Raw genomic sequence first — 19,178 nt, 5'->3', positions numbered from 1 at the left:
TTACATTAGCCCAAATATAGGTGCAATAATACTTTGTAAAAATCCTAGTACGTGCGGGATTACTACACTGAAAATTGGTTGAATTGTATAACGGTCAAGCGGTGTAATAACAAGAATCAATAAAGCAATTGCTCCATATTTCTCATATTGCGTCATTTTCGCACGAACATTTGCCGGTGCTAAGTCTTCAATTACACGATATCCATCCAGCGGTGGAATCGGTAATAAGTTGAAAACAAATAAAACGATATTAAGAACAATAAAAATTTGGAAGAATTGACCTAATGTATCCGCCACCGCAAATGGGATGGCATCTAGTACTCCAAACCTTAACAAACTGTACCAAATGATTAAACCGATAGCACTTAAGATTAGGTTACTAATCGGTCCTGCAATAGAAACTAGTACACCAGCAAGACGTGGTCTTTTAAAGTTATAAGGGTTAACAGGTACCGGACGTGCCCAACCGAACCCAAGAATTAATACTGCAATCATTCCGATCGGGTCTAAATGAGACATTGGTGATAAAGTTAAACGCCCCTGCCTTTTCGCTGTATCATCACCAAACTTATATGCAACATATGCATGTGCAAATTCATGCATAGACAATGCGATAATAATAGCCATTGCTACCAGTGGAATTTGGTGCAGTGGATATCTAAATAACTGATCCATACTTCATCTCCTCTTCATTATGTCAAAAAAAGAAAATATTTGTTTTCCCGATTGTTCTTCTTCATAATCCGTTATAATAAGATTGTAACTTACATAAAAGGAGCGATTGTACATGCCATACGTAACAGTGAAAATGCTAGAAGGACGCACAGAAGAACAAAAGAAAGCTCTTGCTGAGAAAGTAACAACAGCAGTAAGCGAAACAACTGGTGCTCCAGAAGAAAACATCGTTGTTTTCATCGAAGAAATGTCTAAAAATCATTATGCAGTTGGCGGAAAACGCTTAAGCGACAAATAATTTCAGTTTTCTTTACTAAGAAGCAGTCCTATGACTGCTTCTTATTTCTTTCCTTCTAATAACTCAATAATTTTCTCTTTATATTTTCCTTTTCTTCCATCTTCATAGATTAAATCATGCGGATAGAAAAGTTTTTGATCCCTTCTCTTCTTACCAGTAATCGCTTCTACAATATCAGATTCACGCGAAAGCTCTCTGAGATCTCCATTTGGCATAAGAAGCAAGATTGGAAGCCGCTCTTCTTCTTCTCCGGCACGATAAAAGTCATACGGTAAGTCCGATGTTGAATCAACAACTAAATAGTACTCTGGATCGAGTCCAATCTTTTTAAATAAACTACTTAATTCCATCCAATTATCTAAACCATGATTCTCTGTAAATTCTACATATTTAAAGAGATTTCGATTCATAAAACGGCGACATAAATCACTTAGAATTTGGTCATCTTCATCTTGCCATACCTGGAAATAATAATACATTACATTCTCGTCTAGCTTTAAATAATCCTCTACTGTTACCTCTTCTTCAAATAAAGAATAGAAATGAACAGGATGATACTTAAATGTATAATACTGCTCATGCAATGTTTTCGCACGGTGTAAAATCTTTGTTAAAATAACTTCTGCACTGCGCGTTACCGGATGGAAATACACTTGCCAGTACATTTGATAGCGACTCATAATATAATGCTCAACAGCGTGCATACCGCTATTTTTAATTACTACTTGATTTCCGTATGGGCGCATGACACGCAATATACGCTCCATATCAAAATTCCCGTACTTCACACCAGTAAAATAGGCATCTCTTAATAAATAATCCATACGATCTGCATCAATTTGACTAGAGATCATACTAATTGCTAATTTATTATCAGACGTTTTCGCAATAACATCTGCTACTTTTTGTGGAAACTCTCGGTCTACGCGGCCGAGTACATCATTGATTTCCGTATCACCAACAATAATTTTTTGTGTGAACTTCTCATGATCTAATGAAAAAACTTTTTCAAAGGAGTGTGAGAACGGACCATGTCCAACATCATGCAAGAGCGCTGCACATAAACATAATAATCTATCTTCTGCATTCCAATTTGGTCTGCCATCAAACACATCATCAATCATACGACGAATAATCTCATATACACCTAATGAATGAGTAAAGCGACTATGTTCCGCACCATGAAATGTAAAAAATGTCGTTCCAAGCTGCTTAATACGGCGCAAACGTTGAAATTCCTTCGTTCCGATTAAATCCCAAATTACGCGATCACGCACGTGTACATATTTATGTACTGGGTCTTTAAACACTTTTGTTTCGCTGAGTTTGTCGTTTAAATATACCATATCGACACCCTCCTTCCTTACTACATTCTTATCTTTATTATAAACGAAAGACTATAGAAATGCATAAAATTCCCCTATATACAGAAAATCACCTTCGCCAAAACGAAAGTGATTTTTCTGTATATATTATTTTCCTAAAACAAACTCAGCAATTTCGTCTAAGATCATTTCTTTACCAAGTGGGAAGTACCCTTTGTTTAGGTCTTCGTTTTTGATTGTGAATACGTGGTTGTTCTTAACAGCGTTCATGTTTTTCCAAATTGTTTCTTCTTGGAATTCTTTTAAGCGCTGAGAACCATCACCAGTTGTAAATACGAATAAGTAGTCTGGGTTGTAATCAATTAAAGCTTCTTTTTGTACTTGTACTAGCGGTTTATCAGTTGGTGTACCTTGAACAGCTGATAATTTTAAATCTTTAAAGAGTACGCTACCGTAACCGTAGTCACCATATACACGGAATGCATTTGGATATGCAGCCATCTTCATGAACTTCGCATCACCAGTTTTTGCAACGATTTTATCGTGTAATTTACTTGCTTTTTCATCATATTCCTTGAACCATGCAGTTGTTTCTTTTTCTTTACCGAAGATTTTACCTAGTTCTTCAAACTTTGGACGCCATTGATCTAATGGAGTTTTTAACATAACTGTTGGTGCAATTTTAGATAATTGATCATAAATTTTTTCCTGGCGGTTGTTCACAAGAATTAAATCTGGTTTTGTAGCAGCTACTGCTTCAATGTTAATTTTATCGCCCCATGCAGAGCCAACTGGTTTTACATCTTTTAATTTATCTGCAATATGTGCATCGATTTTCTCTTGAGACGTATTTGCAGTAATGATTGGTTTCATTCCAAAGATTAATAATTCTTCTGTTGAACCACTAAGGTCAGCAATTTTCTTTGGATTTGCAGGAATTTTAATTTCCCCTTTTGCATGTTGTACAGTGCGCTCTTCAACTTTCGCATCTGCTTTCTTTTCTTCTTTCTTATCAGAAGAACAAGCTGCAAATAGTACAGAAGTAACTACTAGTACCATTGCTAGTAACGTCGCTTTGAATTTCTTCATATTCCCACTCCTTCTGGATGTATTTCTCTTATAAGCTACATATCACTATAAGAAACTACAACCAACAATTTATTACTATATATTTATTAATCGTTATATATAACCCGTTCTAACGGGCGTTCAACTTCCCAGCTCGAATGAGAAGCTCAACGTCCATTAGAATCCCTCCCCTCTATCAAAGTAAAAGGGGAAGATTCCATCTATGCTTTCTCACGTAACTGATTATTAATCATCATTAAATCGTATGTTAAACAAATTGGTTTACAGTTTACAGGACATGGAACAATTTGTGCTTCTATTTCAAACACATTGCGAAGCGTTTCACTTGTCATTACTTCATCTGGTGTCCCTTGCTTCATTAACTTACCAGCTTTCAAAGCAACCATATGATCTGAAAAACGAGAAGCATGGTTTAAATCATGAATAACCATGACAATTGTGCGGCCTTCTTCTTGATTTAATTTTTTTAATAAATTTAATACTTCCAGTTGGTGAGCCATATCTAAGTATGTAGTTGGTTCGTCTAGTACGAGTAAATCCGTACCTTGCGCAAGAGCCATTGCAATCCAAACGCGTTGACGTTGACCACCCGATAAGGCTTCTGCTGAACGATTCGCAAATTCTGTCATCCCTGTTACCTCAAGTGCCCAGTGGATGTAGCGATAATCTTCTTCCTTCAACGTGCCAAACCCTTTTTGATGAGGGAAACGGCCATAAGAAACAAGTTCAAACACAGTAAGACCAGTTGGCACTTCTGCAGTTTGTGGCAAAATCGCCATTTTCTTTGCGATTTCTTTTGTTGGCTGTTTCTCAATTGCTTTTCCATCTAGGTAAACAGTACCTCGTTTTGCTTTCAAAATACGAGAAGCTGTTTTTAACAATGTGGATTTTCCGCATCCATTCGGCCCAATAATTGTTGTAATTTTCCCTTCTGGAATTTCAACTGACAATCCATCAATAATTAATCCTTCATTATAACCAACAGATACCGAATCAACCGCTAAAGTTGCCATACAAAATGCCTCCCTTTATTTTGTTCTCATAAGTAAATAAATGAAATACGGTGCACCAATTACAGAAATAACAAGACCGACCGGTATTTCTGATGTCGTTAACACACTTCGTGAAATTAAATCTGCAAATAACAGCAAGAGCGTTCCAATTAATGCCGCTGTAGGCAACATAATTTGATGCTTTCCGCCAACGAGTCGCCTTGCTAAATGCGGTGCCATTAAACCAATAAAACCAATTCCACCAGCAACCGCAACAGATGCTCCCGCTAAACAAACAGCAATGAATAATAATTTGCGTCTTTCTTTCTCTACGTTTACACCAAGTCCAACTGCCGCTGCATCTCCTAAATTCATTACATTTAACACATGCGCTTTCCGAATCGCAATTGGTAAAAAGATGAGCATCCATGGAAGTACGCTTAATACGAATTTCCAATCTGTTCCCCATAAACTTCCCGCTAACCAAATCGTTGCAAAACGGAAATCATTCGATGTCATTTTCATTGAAAAAATTAAGCTAACAGCGCTAAACCCAGCTGCTACTGCAATACCGACAAGTATTAAACGAGTTGATGAAACGCCGTCCTTCCATGCCAGTGCATAAATGATAACTGCTGCTAACACTGCACCAACTAATGCAAAGAATGGAAGAATGAATACAGATAGAAGTGTACCCGTCCCGACTTTTCCAAAAAAGAAATATACGAAAACAACAACTGTCAATCCCGCCCCGGCATTAATACCAATAATTCCAGGATCAGCAAGTGGATTTCGTGATAATCCTTGCATAATGGCACCGGATACCGCTAATGCTGAACCAACTAAGATGGCAATAACCATACGTGGCATACGAAATTCGAATAAAATAACGGACTGATCTTCTGCTCCTAGCCCGACCAATGACTTTAACACATCCATTGGTGGAATTTTAAACGTTCCTGTATTTAAACTAATAAGGAATACTGAAAAGATTAATCCAGCCAAAATCGTTACAATTGAAATGTTCTTTTTTGTTAAGACGCTTGTTCTCACATTTTTCCTCTCCCTTCATTACGTGCTAAGTAGAGGAAGAATGGAACGCCAATTAGTGCTGTAATCGCACCGATTGGTGTTTCAAACGGCGGATTAATAATACGAGATAACATATCCGCACATTCAATTAACAATCCGCCTAATATAGCAGAACATGGAATAACCCATCTATAATCTGAACCGACAAGAAAACGTGTCATATGGGGGATTACAAGCCCAACAAACCCAACGGATCCTGCCATAGATACGGCTGAACCTGTTAAAACAAGAACAAGTACAGTTCCGATAAATTTAATTAATGTTGTATTTTGTCCAAGTCCAATCGCAATTTCTTCACCGAAACTTAAGATTGTAATGTACCTGGACATCATAATCGCAATAACGAGACAAATAAGTCCAATCGGCAATAACATATCAATGCTTTGCCACTTCACACCAGCAACACCGCCTGCATTCCACATACTCACCTCTTGAGCAAGATTGAAATACAAAGCGATTCCAGATGAAATAGCCCCAAGTAAAGCACTAATTGCCGCTCCAGCTAACGCTAACTTAACAGGTGTTAATCCTCCTGGTGAAGAAGCTCCAATGCCGTATACAATACTTGCACCAAATGCTGCTCCAACAAAAGAAGCGATAACAAACATTAAATACGGTGAATTTGGAAAAAACGCATACATAATTGCAATTCCAAACACAGCCCCATCAGTAATCCCCATTAATGATGGAGATGCGAGCGGGTTTCGCGTCATTCCTTGCATAATGGCACCGGATACCGCTAAAAACGCACCAGCAACAACACCGCCAATTGCTCTAGGCATGCGCAGCTCCCAAATCACATTATGATGCGTCAAAGAACCATCAAACTGAAAGACAGCTTGCCATACAGTCTTTAAACTAATATCCGCTGCACCAAATGAAATTGAAGTTGCCATACTTAAAGCTAATAAAATTGTTCCCGCTATTAAAATAATAGAAGCAATAAGCGGTCTGCTCTTAATCTCTTTCACATTTACTTCTTGTTGTTCTATACTCCTCGCACTAGCTTCCATCCCTCAACCATCCTAACCAACAACATATATTTAACAAAATGAGATTTATTCTCAAGAAACAGCAAAAAGAAAATTGGGTGTATCCACCCTTTTTGATAATGATTATCAGAATCACATTTTCTATTCTACCTACCATTACAAAAGGCTGTCAACCATTATTTTGCTATATAAAACTAATGTAGTTCATACGAAACCGATATCATAATAGGAAGTTTATCCACTAGTAAATGACCCAATAACAGTCCTCTACCTTTCCTTATTTAAAAATAATTTTTCTTTTTTAGAACATAAAAAAGAAGAGTAGATTGTTTACTCTTCTTTTTCTTATTTATTTAGTTTTGCTTCAATTTTTTTAATCAGTTCATCTTCATTTGGTGCTGCAACTGGACGATTATTAACAAAAGCGAACGACTTTTTACGTCCCGGTCCACAATATGATTGACATCCAACTTCGATATTTGCACATGAATCTACCTTTTTGAGTCGTGGTATCAGCGTCTTAATATTCGTTGCCTGACAATCATCACACACACGAAATTCATTTCCCATTCTATATAACACTTCCTCTATTTTCAACTTTTCACAAGTACATTTAAAAATAAACACTAAATGGTATTTTACCGCTCTTTGAAGGTTGATGCAAGTTTTCCTCTGTACGATTCATTTCTAATATTTTCTCGTTATCCCTCTCTTTATAAGCACAATTCATCCACATATATAAGTACAAATTAAAAAAACCATATAAAAACCTTTCTTTTTAGGTAGGAGAAAGCATCCGGCCATGCATAGGCGCGGTCTCCTGCCCCATGCCAAGTAAAAACAAAGAGAGAAAACGAGTGCATCTTCATAACCGCGACTTTTATGTTGGAAAATCAAAATGGATTTGTATAGAAATTCTTCTTTATCAAAATCTACCATATTTTTAAAAGCTTTGTATAAAAGCAATTTCTTTTGTCCATTATAAAAATAGGAAGTTTATAAAAAGAAAGGGAGTTGAATCTATGAAAGTAAGACAAGATGCTTGGACAGACGAAGATGATTTATTACTCGCTGAAACCGTACTACGTCATGTTCGAGAAGGAAGTACACAATTAAATGCATTTGAAGAAGTTGGCGATCAGTTAAATCGCACATCAGCTGCTTGTGGTTTTCGTTGGAATGCTGTCGTTCGTTATAGCTATGAACAGGCGCTGCAACTAGCAAAAAGACATCGAAAAGATAAAATGAGAGCTGCTAGTGGTGAACATGCGAAAAAACGCCTGCTTTATACGCCATCAGCTTCAGCAGTAATTACAGTCGATGAAGAGCCAGTCGTAAATAACACCGTTCCACGTTCGGAACCAGCTGTATCTAGTACCTCTATAACAATGCAAGATGTAATTTACTTTTTACAAACGGTAGGGTCTTCAAGCGTAAAAGTAACAGCTCTTGAAAATGAGAATGTGAGATTGAAACAAGAAATTAAGGCGCAAATGCTTCGAAATGAAGAATTAGAGAAGAAACTAGAAAAGCTAGAACAACAATCTAATACAGTACAAGAAGACTACGAAACGCTCATGAATATTATGAACCGTGCTCGTAAATTAGCATTAATGGATGATGAAGAGCAAACGCAAACCTCATTTCGCATGGATCGAAACGGTAATTTAGAAAAAATTGCAGAATAAAAAGGATGCGATGAACGCATCCTTTTTATTTTGATTCAATCATATAAGCTTCTTCTATATAAGTACAAATTGAAAAACCGACATAAAACCTAATCTTTAGGTGAGAGAGAGCAAGTGCAGGTCACCTTTTATTCTTCGAGGCAGCGACTTATATGTTGAAAAATCAAAATGAATTTATATATTTTAGACTCTCTCTTTATATCTGGGAAATCTCTTTTTTTCGGATTTCCTTTACATGCTACTACCCCAATTGTTTTTACTGACTGACTGACTAATTGTTTGATATGATACATCGCTTACGATTGTGTACATATCTGCATATTTACGTGCATCGCCAATAATTACATTACCTTCATATTTCATTTTCTTTCCGTCAACCACTACATCATTTTGCTCCATGTTTGCTATAATAAAGATTGTCATTTTATAGATAAGGGGTTAGTTATATGAGCAATTCCCGTTCGATTTTATCTCAACCAGAGTGGCGTATCGTAGATCAGTCTAGTTTAGGCCAGACTTTTCATGCTCTACAGTCATTTGCAATGGATGATACGCTATGTACAACAATCGGAAATGGTACATCTGCTTCAGCAATGCGCTCTTGGGTTCATCACAATACAATTGTTCTTGGCATTCAAGATTCTCGCCTTCCTCATTTAAATGAGGGGATTTCCTTTTTAAAAAAGAACGACTTCCATGTCATTGTCCGCAATTCAGGTGGTCTTGCAGTCGTACTTGATGAAGGGGTTTTAAATATATCACTTCTATTCCAAGAAACAGAAAAAGGAATTGATATCGATCTTGGATACGATACGATGTGGCATTTAATTAAGGAAATGTTAAAAGATTACGATGTCGATATCGAGGCAAAAGAAATCGTTGGCTCTTATTGTCCAGGTAGCTATGATTTAAGTATTCGCGATCAAAAATTCGCAGGTATTTCACAGCGCCGCATTCGCGGAGGGATTGCCGTACAAATTTATTTATGTGCTACAGGCAGTGGCTCCGAACGCGCGGCACTTGTTCGTGATTTCTACAACTTAGCAATTCAAGGAAAAGAAACAAGATTCACGTATCCTGAAATTGTTCCAAGTACAATGGCCTCATTGTCTGAACTACTTGGTGAAACGATTACCGTTCAAGACTTAATGATGCGCCTGTTAAAAACATTACAGCATTTCGCACCCAAATTAACACCATCACAATTAACAGTTGATGAAGTTCCTTTGTACGAAATGAATTTACAACGTATCATCGATCGCAATAATAAAGCACTTGATCTCGAAAAGTAATAAAAGCCCCGCTATATAGCGGGGCTTTTTAATTATAGTGCTTGAGCTGCTGTAATTAAAGCTAGCTTGTACACTTCTTCTTCGTTACAACCGCGAGATAAATCGTTTACTGGCATGTTTAAGCCTTGTAAGATTGGTCCCACTGCTTCAAAATTACCTAGGCGTTGTGCAATTTTGTAACCGATATTACCAGCTTCTAAGCTTGGGAATACAAATACGTTAGCATCACCTTTAATAACAGAACCTGGTGCTTTTTTCTCAGCTACAGATGGTACGAATGCAGCGTCAAATTGGAACTCACCGTCTAATGTTAATTCAGGAGCCATTTCTTTCGCAATGCGAGTTGCTTCTACAACTTTTTCTGTTTCTGGAGATTTCGCAGAACCTTTTGTAGAGAAGCTTAACATTGCAACACGTGGATCGATGCCGAATAACTCAGCAGTTTTCGCACTTTCAATACCAATTTCAGCTAAATCTTGGCTGTTTGGTGCAATATTGATTGCACAATCAGCGAATACATACTTCTCATCTTCACGTACCATGATGAATACGCCTGAAGTTTTTGTAACACCTGGTTTTGTTTTAATGATTTGAAGTGCTGGACGAACTGTGTCAGCTGTAGAATGAGCTGCACCACTTACTAAACCGTGTGCTTTACCCATGTATATAAGCATTGTACCGAAGTAGTTTTCGTCTTTAAGGATTTTACGTGCATCTTCTTCTGTCGCTTTCCCTTTACGGCGTTCAACGAAAGATGCTACCATTGCATCCATTTCTTCATATGTAGCTGGGTCATAAATATCAACACCTGCTAATGTTAAGTTCATGCTAGCAGCTTTTGCGCTAATTTCTTCTTTATTCCCAACTAAGATTGGCTTTACTAACCCTTCTTTTGCTAAACGCTCTGCAGCGCCTAAAATTCTTTCATCAGTTCCTTCAGGAAGTACGATAGAAATACCTTTTCCTTGAACTTTTTCTTTTACTGCTGTAAATAAATCGCTCACGAATAAACCCTCCTACAAATGTTAAAAAAACTCTACTTTTAAGAATACTTCTTTTCATCTATATTTTAAACTTATAGCTCCTAAAAAATAGATAAAATAAAAATGATTATATTTTCATAAAATTCAGCATGGTTAATTTGTTATAAAACATTGATGAAAAACCTTTCTTTTTAGATGGGAGAGAGCATCCGGCTATGCATAGAAGCAATCAGGAAATTTTTCCACCCCATGCCAAGTGAAAACAAAATGGATTTATACATATTCTCTTCCTAGCATTTTTAAAATGTGACAATTTTATGCACCTAAGCTTTACACAGGTAACTTTAAACCTATATATGCTATAGTTAACGTGTAAAATATCATTAACTGAGGTGAATAGAATGAGTGAAGCAGCAAAAACGTTAGATGGTTGGTATTGTTTACATGATTTACGTTCTATCGACTGGTCAGCTTGGAAAACATTATCTAGTGACGAACGCGGACAAGCAATGTTTGAATTTTTAAACGTCATCGAAAAATGGAACAAGGTCGCATCCTCAAAACAAGGTAGTCATGCAATGTATACAGTCGTTGGTCAAAAGGCGGATATTATGTTTATGATTTTACGTCCAACAATGGAAGAATTAAATGAAATTGAAACAGAATTAAATAAAACAACATTAGCTGAATATATGGTTCCTGCATACTCTTACGTATCTGTTGTTGAGTTAAGTAACTACCTTCCAGCTGATGAAGATCCATACCAAAACCCTCAAATCCTAGCACGCTTATACCCTGAATTACCAGAAGCAAATCATATTTGTTTCTATCCAATGGACAAGCGTCGTCAAGGTGATGATAACTGGTACATGCTTCCAATGGAAGAACGCAAAAAACTTATGTACAGCCATGGTAAAATTGGTCGTCAATATGCAGGTAAGGTACGTCAAGTTATTACAGGTTCTGTCGGCTTTGACGATTACGAGTGGGGTGTAACGCTATTCGCTGACGACATCCTTCAATTTAAAAAGCTTGTATATGAAATGCGCTTTGATGAAGTAAGTGCTCGCTATGGTGAATTCGGAACATTCTTTGTTGGTAACATCTTACCACGCGAAAAAGTAGCAAAATTTTTATACGTATAGTACAAAAAAGGAACGAAATTCGTTCCTTTTTCTTAATATCCTATCAAAACTCTTCAAAATCCTCTTTTTTCGTCAAATTCAAACAATATTAGACAAGAAATCGTCAAATTCCCTGTTAAATTATAACTTTCTTATATTCAAAATTATGCTAAAATGGTACGAGCTATATGCTAATAACGATGCGAAGGTGATAATGTATATGAGGAAAATTTTATCTATTTTACTAGCGTTTCTATTGTCATTTTATTCCTTAGGAGTAACAACTTCCCATGCAGAAGAAAAAATACATATAGAAGCGGCGGCGGCCATTCTGTTTGATGCAGATACAGGAAAAATACTGCATGAGCAAAATCCAGATGAATTACTAGCTATTGCCAGCATGTCAAAACTTATTGTTGTTTACTCCGTTTTGGAAGCAATTAAAGAAGGAAAAATAACATGGGATACAAAAGTAAACATCTCTGATTACGCTTATGAAATTTCCCGTAATAATGAATTCTCTAACGTTCCTTTCGAAAAAGGACGACAATATACAGTTAAAGAATTATATCATTCTATTATTATCTTCTCTGCAAATGGATCCAGCATTGCGCTTGCTGAACTTCTTGCGGGAAGTGAAAAAAACTTCTTAAACCTTGCAAATGAACACGCAAAAAAACTAGGGTTAAAAAAATATAAATTTGTAAATGCTACCGGATTAAATAATGCTGATTTAAAAGGAAAACATCCGGAAGGAACAGATCCGAATGGTGAAAACTCTTTATCAGCTCGCGATATGGGTATTCTATCAAAAACAATTATTACAAAGTATCCAGAAATATTAGAGGATACAAAACAAAGATTTAGAAACTTTCCAGATAACCATCCAAAACCAATTCGCATGGAAAACTGGAACTGGATGTTACCAGGTGCTGCTTTTGCTTATGAAGGAACAGATGGTTTAAAAACGGGAAGTTCAGATACAGCTGGGTATGGATTTACAATTTCTGCAAAACGCGGTGACTTACGTCTTATCTCCGTTATTATTAAAACAAAATCAATGGATGAGCGCTTCACAGAATCACGTGAATTAATTGATTACGGATTTAATAACTTTGAAAAACAGAAATTAAAAATAGATAAAAATAATACAATTTCTGTTGTAAAAGGAACAGAAGATACTGTAACTGTGAAACCAGAAAAAGAGATAACGGTAATCACAAAAAAAGGAAGTAAACCACCTTATACAATTTCTACTGAGGCAGATAAATCACTTTCCCAAGATGGAAAAGTAGTTGCACCAATCAAAAAAGATGCAAAAGTAGGCTCACTCGTTTTAGAATCAACTGATCAATACGGTTTCTTAGATGGAAGTAAGAAGATGAAAATCGCTGCAAAAACAACAGAAGAAGTAGAAAAGGCAAATTGGTTCGTATTAACAATGCGATCAATCGGTGATTTCTTCTCAAATATATGGTCAAAAATATTTGGATAATAAAAGAGCTGGCATATTGCTAGCTTTTTTATTATGTTCAAGTGCATTCAATACTCATATCATGCTAAAACTTTGTTTGGTTGTCATATCTGAGTCCTTTTCCTCATACGTATGAACTAGTAATTGTTCCACAATTCATCTAGAAATAAACCTCTTTCTCTAGTGCAATCCATAAAGAGAGGTGAAACATAATGGGCGTTATCAACTATACAGAAGAAGACGTAAAATTATTAGCTAGACTGATGCGTGCAGAAGCTGAAGGTGAAGGTCAACAAGGCATGTTGATGGTTGGAAATGTCGGTGTAAATCGCGTTCGAGGAAATTGCTTAGATTTTAAACAAATACGGAATTTACGCCAAATGGTTTATCAAAATCCAGGTGGTTTTGAAGCAACGCAGAAAGGATACTTTTATCAACGAGCCCGTGAACAGGACATTGCCCTTGCAAGGCGTACAATTGAAGGGCAACGTTTTTGGCCTGCCAATTTTGCCTTATGGTTTTTTAGGCCCGAAGGTGCTTGTCCACCAACTTGGTATAATCAACAAAATTCAGGCCGTTTTAAAAAACACTGCTTCTTTCAACCATCCGCCGGGGATTGTCCAGCAGTATATTGAGGAATGAAAACGAGGAGGGACTTGTAATGGCACAGCAACAAAATCCATACTATGGAACAGGTTTTTATCAACCTTCAGGGGGATATATGCAACCACAACAACAAATGACGCCGCAGCAGCAACAAGCTATGCAACAGCAAGCTATGCAGCAACAAACTGCTCAAGCACAACTTGCAGTATCTCAAGGTATGCTCCCACTAGAGCAATCATATATTGAAAACATCCTTCGCTTAAACAAAGGAAAACCAGCAACTATTGTTATGACATATGAGCGCGGTAGTTCACTTGGCACACAATCCTATACAGGAATTATTGAAGCAGCTGGACGCGATCACATCGTCATCAGCGAACCAAAATCCGGAAAAAGATTCTTACTACTTATGATTTACTTAGATTATGTAGAATTCCCTGGAGAAATCACGTATTTACCTAGCCAACCAGCAACCTATGCTCCAAGACCATAAAAAAAGCTGGCATTTGCCAGCTTTTGTTTTTGTCTTTATAATCCTTTTACAACTGCAGTTCCTAGTAAAATCCAGCCTACAATAAACGCTACACCACCAAGTGGTGTAATCGGTCCGAAAAACTTAATCCCCGTCGTACTTAATGCATATAGACTTCCAGAGAACATAATAATTCCCGCTACCATAAACCAGCCTGCTGTGCTTACAAGAGAAGATTGAATCTTATCCATTAATAACGCAACAACAAATAATCCTCCAGCATGAAACATTTGATATGTAACACCTGTTTTCCAAACTTCTAACATTTTTGCAGAAACCTTATTTTCTAAACCGTGTGCACCAAAAGCACCTAACGCGACAGATAACCCGGCTGTAATACAGCCCAATAAGAAGAAAATTTTCATTGGAATTCCCCTTTTTTATCTTTATAATAAGAAATTTTTACATATTAGCCAACCAATTTAGCTTTTAGAAATCAAATAACGAATTACCATTTGCACCATCTTCTTTTATATAGACAGGTTCTCCAGAAACCGCCGCAATCGGTTGAACCGTCATCGTCGGATGTGGTGTTATAACTTGTGATTGTAGCCTTGGCTCTACATATGCAGAAGTTTCAACCTGTTCATCTAATAATAAATCACATAAAGCACGAACCACTAAAAGATGTTCTTTTGCCTTTCGTCCTTCACTATTTTTTGCTTTCGCAACTTCATTTGCCATTTTATTTAAAATTTTATCGCTCGATATTTGCATTCCTAATCACCTCGTACTTTGTAGTTCTTTCTCAAATTGCCCCAGCTTCTCTACTGGACCAAATACTATTATCATATCATGTTCTTGTAATTTTTCCTGCCCTGTTGGATTATGAATAATATTTCTATCTCGTAAAATCGCTAAAATTGTAACATCAAATTGATTTCTCACATTGCTTTCTATCAATGTTTTTCCAATTAAAAAAGACCTTTCGCCAATTTGAACTTCCTCTATTGCAAAAGCCTGATCTGTTCCATAAAGTACCGTATCAATATAATGAACCGTTAACGGATTTGCGATTCCTTTTGCAATATGAATTCCAGCCATACTGGATGGATTAATAACTTTATTGGCACCAGCACGGCGTAATTTCCCTTCCGTTTCTGGCTTTTCAGCTCTAGCCACAATTTTAATTGTACTATTTAATCCTCGCGCTGTTAATGTAATAAATACATTTTCAGCATCATTCGCAACAATTGCTACTAAGCCAGCAGCCCTTGTAATCCCCGCCTTACGTAACACCTGATCTTCCGTGGCGTCACCATGTACATATAAAAGCTTCTCTTTCTCTAGTACTGCTTCTTCTTTATCAACAACAACAAATGGAATATTCTTTTCCTGTAATTCGTGTACAACTTGAAGTCCTACTCTACCACAACCACATACAATAATATGATCTTGTATTTGCGCTATTTGTTTGTCCATTTTCTTCCTCCGCACTGCATGAAATAAATTCCCCTCAATAATCATTGCTGCTACTACCCCGATTGCATATGTAACAATTCCTACACCAACAGGAATAATAAGAAGCGCAAAAATCTTCCCAGCTTGTGTTAATGGAACTGCATCTCCATACCCAACCGTTAATACTGTAATCATTGTCATCCAAAAGGCTTGAAACAAACTAATCTCTTCTATCATCATAAATCCGATTGTTCCAAGAACTACAACAAAACACATACATATAACTGCAATCCATAATTGCCTGCGTGCATTCATCTCATTCTTCAACTCTTTTCTCTACTACAATCTTTGCCAGAGGAAATGAAATACGTATATACTAGAAGCGGAATCTACGAAAGAGGTTGATATAATGAAAACATTTCTTTCTGCCTTGCAATGGGCATTATTTATTTTGGCCGGTAGCCTCATTGTACCAATTAGTGTTGCTGCTAGTTATGGCCTTGAAAGTGCTGAAGCAATTGCATTTGTACAACGAACGTTATTTGTTCTTGGCTTTGCTGGCCTTCTGCAAGCTATATTTGGTCATAGGCTACCGATTCAAGAAGGGCCAGCTGGTCTTTGGTGGGGAATCTTCTCACTATACGCGAGTTTAGGTGTCGTATTATTTGGATCAAATAATGAAACACTCCGCGTCTTACAATACGCATTTCTGTTAAGCGGCATCATCTGTATTATCCTTAGTATTTTTGGACTTATTGATAAACTTGTCCGTTATTTTACACCAACAGTAATTGGAACATATTTATTCCTTCTCGTTGCCCAGCTCAGCGGTTCTTTTCTAAAAGGAATGTTCGGCCTTGATGGACAACATACTGAAGTACAAGCAAACGTCTTTATTCTTTCACTCATTGTTATTTTACTATCTTTTTTTATTATGAAGCTACCTATTATTGGACAATACTCTGTTCTGTTCAGCATTGTCTTTGGATGGATCCTATTTGCATGCTTCGGATTATCTAATCCGGTTACACCGGTAACAGATATCATCCGTCTACCGTCTCTATTCGTGTTTGGATTGCCTCGTATCGAATGGAACATGGCAATTACCGTTGTCTTTGTCACACTGTTGCTCTTAACGAACATGTTGGCAAGCATCCGTGTTGTGCAAAAGGTTGTTTCTAAATATGAAGAAGGTGCAGTTCAAAATCGATTCAAACATGCCGGAATTATAACGGGCATAAATCAGCTTTTAGGTGGTCTTTTCTCAGCAATTGGACCAGTAGCTATTTCAGGTTCAGCTGGATTTATTGCAACAACAAATATTTATAAACGCCTTCCTTTCCTATTAGGGTCAAGTTTTATTATTGTAATTAGTATATTTCCAAAGATTACATCATTCTTCGCCGCTATTCCTGTCGCCGTTGGATATGCTGCTATTTATCCTGTATTTGCAAGTATGATTGGTCTTGCCTTCCGTGAATATGACACCGTAGAAAATAAAGAGCGTTTATTCCGCGTCGCTGGTCTGTCTCTTTTCACAGGAATCGGGGTTATGTTTGTCCCGCCGCAGGCATTTTCGACCCTGCCACCATTTTTAGCATCATTTTTAAGCAATGGCCTTGTACTTGGTTCTGTCATGGCTATTTTGCTTGAAGTTTTATTTTCCCGTTCAAAGGAAAAACAACCATCGTAAATTGGAAAACTTCCATTATTGCACTCTACTTTCAGAGTTGTTACGATAGAATTATCATGGGCAATATGCCCATGATAATATATACTAACAATACAGTAATCAGGCTCACTATATAAAATGAAACTTCCATCACCAATCAGGTTTTTGATTTTTCACATATACATTACTGCTTTAAAAACAAAAGATGACCTGCACTCATTTTCTCCCTTTGTTTTAACCTGGCGTGGTGGCAGGAAAAGGATCTGACCGCTTCTATGCATGGGCGGATGCTCTCTTCCATCTAAAAAGGAAGGGTTTCTATCTTTTTTTCAATTTATGTACCTTTAAAGAGGTTCGATGTCTTACTATTTAATCCTCATCGTTTTGCTAGAACGAATTTCTAACAATATCAACTTTCAACAAAGAAAGGAACTTTCTATATGTCTTATAAAATGATTGTTTTAGATTTAGATGATACTTTACTACGTGATGACCATACGATTTCAGAACGTACAAAACAGGCCTTAATGACTGCTCAAGAACAAGGTGTAAAAGTTGTGCTTGCTTCTGGCCGCCCAACATTTGGTATGCGTCATATTGCAAAGGAGCTTCGTCTAGAAGAATATGGAAGCTTCATCTTATCGTTTAATGGTGCAAAAATTATTAATTGTAAAACGGATGAAGAATTATTCAGCAGTACACTATCTCCTGAAATCGTTCACAATCTATATGAAATTAGTAAAGAAGAAGATGTTTGGATTCATACGTATATGGGCGATGATATTATAACGGAAGAAAATAATCCATATACAGAAATTGAAGGAACTCTTACAGGCATGTCAATTATTGAAGTAGACAGCTTTATCACTGCTGTACAAGAACCTGTTGTAAAAGTATTAATGAATAAAGAAGCTGAACGCCTTGTAGAAGTAGAGAAAAAACTTCAAAAACAGCTAGAAGGCAAACTAAGTGTAATGCGTTCAAAACCATACTTCTTAGAGTTCACAGAAGCTGGTGTAACAAAAGGAACAAGCTTAAATCAATTGATTCAAAAACTTGGTATTAAGCGTGAGGAAGTAATCGCAATGGGCGATAGCTACAACGATCAAACAATGATCGAGTTCGCTGGCCTTGGTGTTGCGATGGGCAATGCTCCAGATGACATTAAAGAAATTGCAAACTACGTAACAGACACGAATATGAATGATGGCGTTGCTAAAGTTGTAGAGAAATTTGTGCTAAAAACCGAAGTTCTTGTTTAATATATAAATTTTTCAACATACAAGTTACTGCTTTGAAAACAAAAGGTGACCTGCACTCATTTTCCCCCTTTTTTTAACTTGGGGCATGGGGCTAAAAAAGGACCTAACCGCTTCTATGCATGGACGGATGCTCTCTCCCATCTAAAAGGAAAGGTTTTTTGTACTTATATAGATGCATTCACAAAACCCATTTGAAGTCAAATACTTCAAATGGGTTTTTATTTAAATGTACGTAGCTTTGTGAAGATATTTTGAACTTTACAACATTCTCGTAGTGTAAACTTTGTTTTTGTATATAATGAAACAAAACATACTATTTTATTTGGAATAAGAATACAAATTTACTATATACAAGCGCATGTTTAAGGAGGCACTTTTATGTTATCTACACCAATCGGAAGATTAAGAGCAATTGGATTAGTCGAAGGGATTTCCTTTCTACTACTATTATTTGTAGCGATGCCGTTAAAATACTTTGCGGGGTTTGCAACAGCAGTTAAAATTACAGGTATGGCTCATGGCGTTCTATTTATATTATTCATCTTTGCCGTGATTCAAGTAACAATCGTACATCGTAAGTCTATCTTATGGGCTTTAGGTGCGTTGATTGCTTCCGTTATCCCATTTGGTACATTTGTACTAGATGCAAAATTAAAAAATGAACCGCAGTGATTAAAAAAG

General features: G+C 36.8%; 22 protein-coding genes. 10 read left to right on the top strand and 12 right to left on the bottom strand.

The features are described 5' to 3' along the window. Nucleotides 1-675: a site-2 protease family protein gene (locus tag C564_RS0107475; RefSeq protein ID WP_003202430.1), complete on the bottom strand. Its 675-nt coding sequence runs from the start codon at nt 673-675 to the stop codon at nt 1-3. Between the two features lie 112 nt (nt 676-787). Between C564_RS0107475 and C564_RS0107470 the strand changes: the two genes are divergently transcribed. Continuing rightward, on the top strand, nt 788-973 hold the full coding sequence (locus C564_RS0107470; RefSeq protein WP_001147172.1) for a 2-hydroxymuconate tautomerase: 186 nt from the start codon (nt 788-790) through the stop codon (nt 971-973). A gap of 41 nt (nt 974-1,014) precedes the next feature. On the opposite strand, the gene C564_RS0107465 is transcribed toward C564_RS0107470, so the two are convergent. The 6 genes from C564_RS0107465 to C564_RS0107440 all read right to left on the bottom strand — a co-directional run bounded on the left by C564_RS0107465 (nt 1,015) and on the right by C564_RS0107440 (nt 7,033). Further along, complete coding sequence (locus C564_RS0107465; RefSeq protein ID WP_016112734.1) at nt 1,015-2,319, bottom strand: HD domain-containing protein; 1,305 nt, start codon at nt 2,317-2,319, stop codon at nt 1,015-1,017. A gap of 126 nt (nt 2,320-2,445) precedes the next feature. After that, the gene (locus tag C564_RS0107460; RefSeq protein WP_018764890.1) at nt 2,446-3,387 is read right to left on the bottom strand and encodes an ABC transporter substrate-binding protein; all 942 of its coding nucleotides are present in this window, start codon (nt 3,385-3,387) and stop codon (nt 2,446-2,448) included. 200 nt (nt 3,388-3,587) lie between these two features. Further along, a complete protein-coding gene (locus C564_RS0107455; RefSeq protein ID WP_003202423.1) occupies nt 3,588-4,400 on the bottom strand; it encodes an ABC transporter ATP-binding protein in 813 nt (270 codons plus the stop codon). A 15-nt stretch (nt 4,401-4,415) separates the two neighbouring features. Further along, nucleotides 4,416-5,432 (bottom strand): FecCD family ABC transporter permease, encoded by a 1,017-nt coding sequence (locus tag C564_RS0107450; RefSeq protein ID WP_018764889.1) that lies wholly within the window; start codon nt 5,430-5,432, stop codon nt 4,416-4,418. Further along, nucleotides 5,429-6,484 carry a FecCD family ABC transporter permease gene (locus tag C564_RS0107445; RefSeq protein WP_003202419.1) on the bottom strand — a complete coding sequence of 352 codons (1,056 nt, stop codon included), beginning with the start codon at nt 6,482-6,484 and terminating at the stop codon, nt 5,429-5,431. The genes C564_RS0107450 and C564_RS0107445 overlap by 4 nt, the downstream gene beginning before the upstream one ends. Nucleotides 6,485-6,808: 324 nt before the next feature. Further along, nucleotides 6,809-7,033 (bottom strand): DUF1450 domain-containing protein, encoded by a 225-nt coding sequence (locus C564_RS0107440; protein WP_003202417.1) that lies wholly within the window; start codon nt 7,031-7,033, stop codon nt 6,809-6,811. A 452-nt stretch (nt 7,034-7,485) separates the two neighbouring features. Here C564_RS0107440 and C564_RS0107435 point away from each other — a divergent pair, with 452 nt between their 5' ends. Then, on the top strand, nt 7,486-8,151 hold the full coding sequence (locus C564_RS0107435; RefSeq protein WP_006096703.1) for an RsfA family transcriptional regulator: 666 nt from the start codon (nt 7,486-7,488) through the stop codon (nt 8,149-8,151). A 231-nt stretch (nt 8,152-8,382) separates the two neighbouring features. Here C564_RS0107435 and C564_RS38400 read toward each other — a convergent pair whose 3' ends face one another. Beyond that, nucleotides 8,383-8,532 (bottom strand): lipoprotein BA_5634 family protein, encoded by a 150-nt coding sequence (locus C564_RS38400; protein ID WP_371410354.1) that lies wholly within the window; start codon nt 8,530-8,532, stop codon nt 8,383-8,385. 65 nt (nt 8,533-8,597) lie between these two features. Between C564_RS38400 and C564_RS0107425 the strand changes: the two genes are divergently transcribed. Beyond that, nucleotides 8,598-9,443 carry a lipoate--protein ligase family protein gene (locus tag C564_RS0107425; protein ID WP_018764888.1) on the top strand — a complete coding sequence of 282 codons (846 nt, stop codon included), beginning with the start codon at nt 8,598-8,600 and terminating at the stop codon, nt 9,441-9,443. A gap of 32 nt (nt 9,444-9,475) precedes the next feature. On the opposite strand, the gene pta is transcribed toward C564_RS0107425, so the two are convergent. Further along, nucleotides 9,476-10,447 (bottom strand): phosphate acetyltransferase, encoded by a 972-nt coding sequence (gene pta / locus C564_RS0107420; protein WP_018764887.1) that lies wholly within the window; start codon nt 10,445-10,447, stop codon nt 9,476-9,478. Nucleotides 10,448-10,827: 380 nt separating this feature from the next. Here pta and hemQ point away from each other — a divergent pair, with 380 nt between their 5' ends. The 4 genes from hemQ to gerQ all read left to right on the top strand — a co-directional run bounded on the left by hemQ (nt 10,828) and on the right by gerQ (nt 14,123). Further along, nucleotides 10,828-11,571, top strand: a complete 744-nt coding sequence (gene hemQ / locus C564_RS0107415; protein ID WP_018764886.1) for a hydrogen peroxide-dependent heme synthase — start codon at nt 10,828-10,830, stop codon at nt 11,569-11,571. A 193-nt stretch (nt 11,572-11,764) separates the two neighbouring features. Then, entirely contained in the window at nt 11,765-13,045 is a 1,281-nt protein-coding gene (locus tag C564_RS0107410) for a serine hydrolase (RefSeq protein ID WP_026008492.1), read from the top strand. Between the two features lie 191 nt (nt 13,046-13,236). Then, a complete protein-coding gene (locus C564_RS0107405; RefSeq protein ID WP_003202402.1) occupies nt 13,237-13,659 on the top strand; it encodes a cell wall hydrolase in 423 nt (140 codons plus the stop codon). Nucleotides 13,660-13,685: 26 nt separating this feature from the next. Beyond that, nucleotides 13,686-14,123 carry a spore coat protein GerQ gene (gene gerQ / locus C564_RS0107400; RefSeq protein WP_003202400.1) on the top strand — a complete coding sequence of 146 codons (438 nt, stop codon included), beginning with the start codon at nt 13,686-13,688 and terminating at the stop codon, nt 14,121-14,123. Between the two features lie 35 nt (nt 14,124-14,158). On the opposite strand, the gene C564_RS0107395 is transcribed toward gerQ, so the two are convergent. The 3 genes from C564_RS0107395 to C564_RS0107385 all read right to left on the bottom strand — a co-directional run bounded on the left by C564_RS0107395 (nt 14,159) and on the right by C564_RS0107385 (nt 15,878). After that, nucleotides 14,159-14,527 (bottom strand): DUF423 domain-containing protein, encoded by a 369-nt coding sequence (locus C564_RS0107395; RefSeq protein WP_003202398.1) that lies wholly within the window; start codon nt 14,525-14,527, stop codon nt 14,159-14,161. A gap of 64 nt (nt 14,528-14,591) precedes the next feature. Further along, a complete protein-coding gene (locus tag C564_RS0107390; protein WP_018764884.1) occupies nt 14,592-14,879 on the bottom strand; it encodes a YwdI family protein in 288 nt (95 codons plus the stop codon). 6 nt (nt 14,880-14,885) lie between these two features. Beyond that, nucleotides 14,886-15,878 (bottom strand): potassium channel family protein, encoded by a 993-nt coding sequence (locus tag C564_RS0107385; RefSeq protein ID WP_018764883.1) that lies wholly within the window; start codon nt 15,876-15,878, stop codon nt 14,886-14,888. A gap of 94 nt (nt 15,879-15,972) precedes the next feature. Between C564_RS0107385 and C564_RS0107380 the strand changes: the two genes are divergently transcribed. From C564_RS0107380 to C564_RS0107370, 3 genes are all read left to right on the top strand, one after another. Continuing rightward, nucleotides 15,973-17,256 carry a purine/pyrimidine permease gene (locus tag C564_RS0107380; protein ID WP_018764882.1) on the top strand — a complete coding sequence of 428 codons (1,284 nt, stop codon included), beginning with the start codon at nt 15,973-15,975 and terminating at the stop codon, nt 17,254-17,256. A 419-nt stretch (nt 17,257-17,675) separates the two neighbouring features. Continuing rightward, entirely contained in the window at nt 17,676-18,497 is an 822-nt protein-coding gene (locus C564_RS0107375) for a Cof-type HAD-IIB family hydrolase (RefSeq protein ID WP_003209257.1), read from the top strand. A gap of 378 nt (nt 18,498-18,875) precedes the next feature. After that, entirely contained in the window at nt 18,876-19,169 is a 294-nt protein-coding gene (locus C564_RS0107370) for a DUF3817 domain-containing protein (RefSeq protein ID WP_003202389.1), read from the top strand. Nucleotides 19,170-19,178: the final 9 nt, after the last annotated feature.

Source organism: Bacillus sp. 105MF (assembly GCF_000374885.1).
GTDB lineage: Bacteria > Bacillota > Bacilli > Bacillales > Bacillaceae_G > Bacillus_A > Bacillus_A pseudomycoides.
This window is presented reverse-complemented; position numbering and strand designations above follow the sequence as displayed.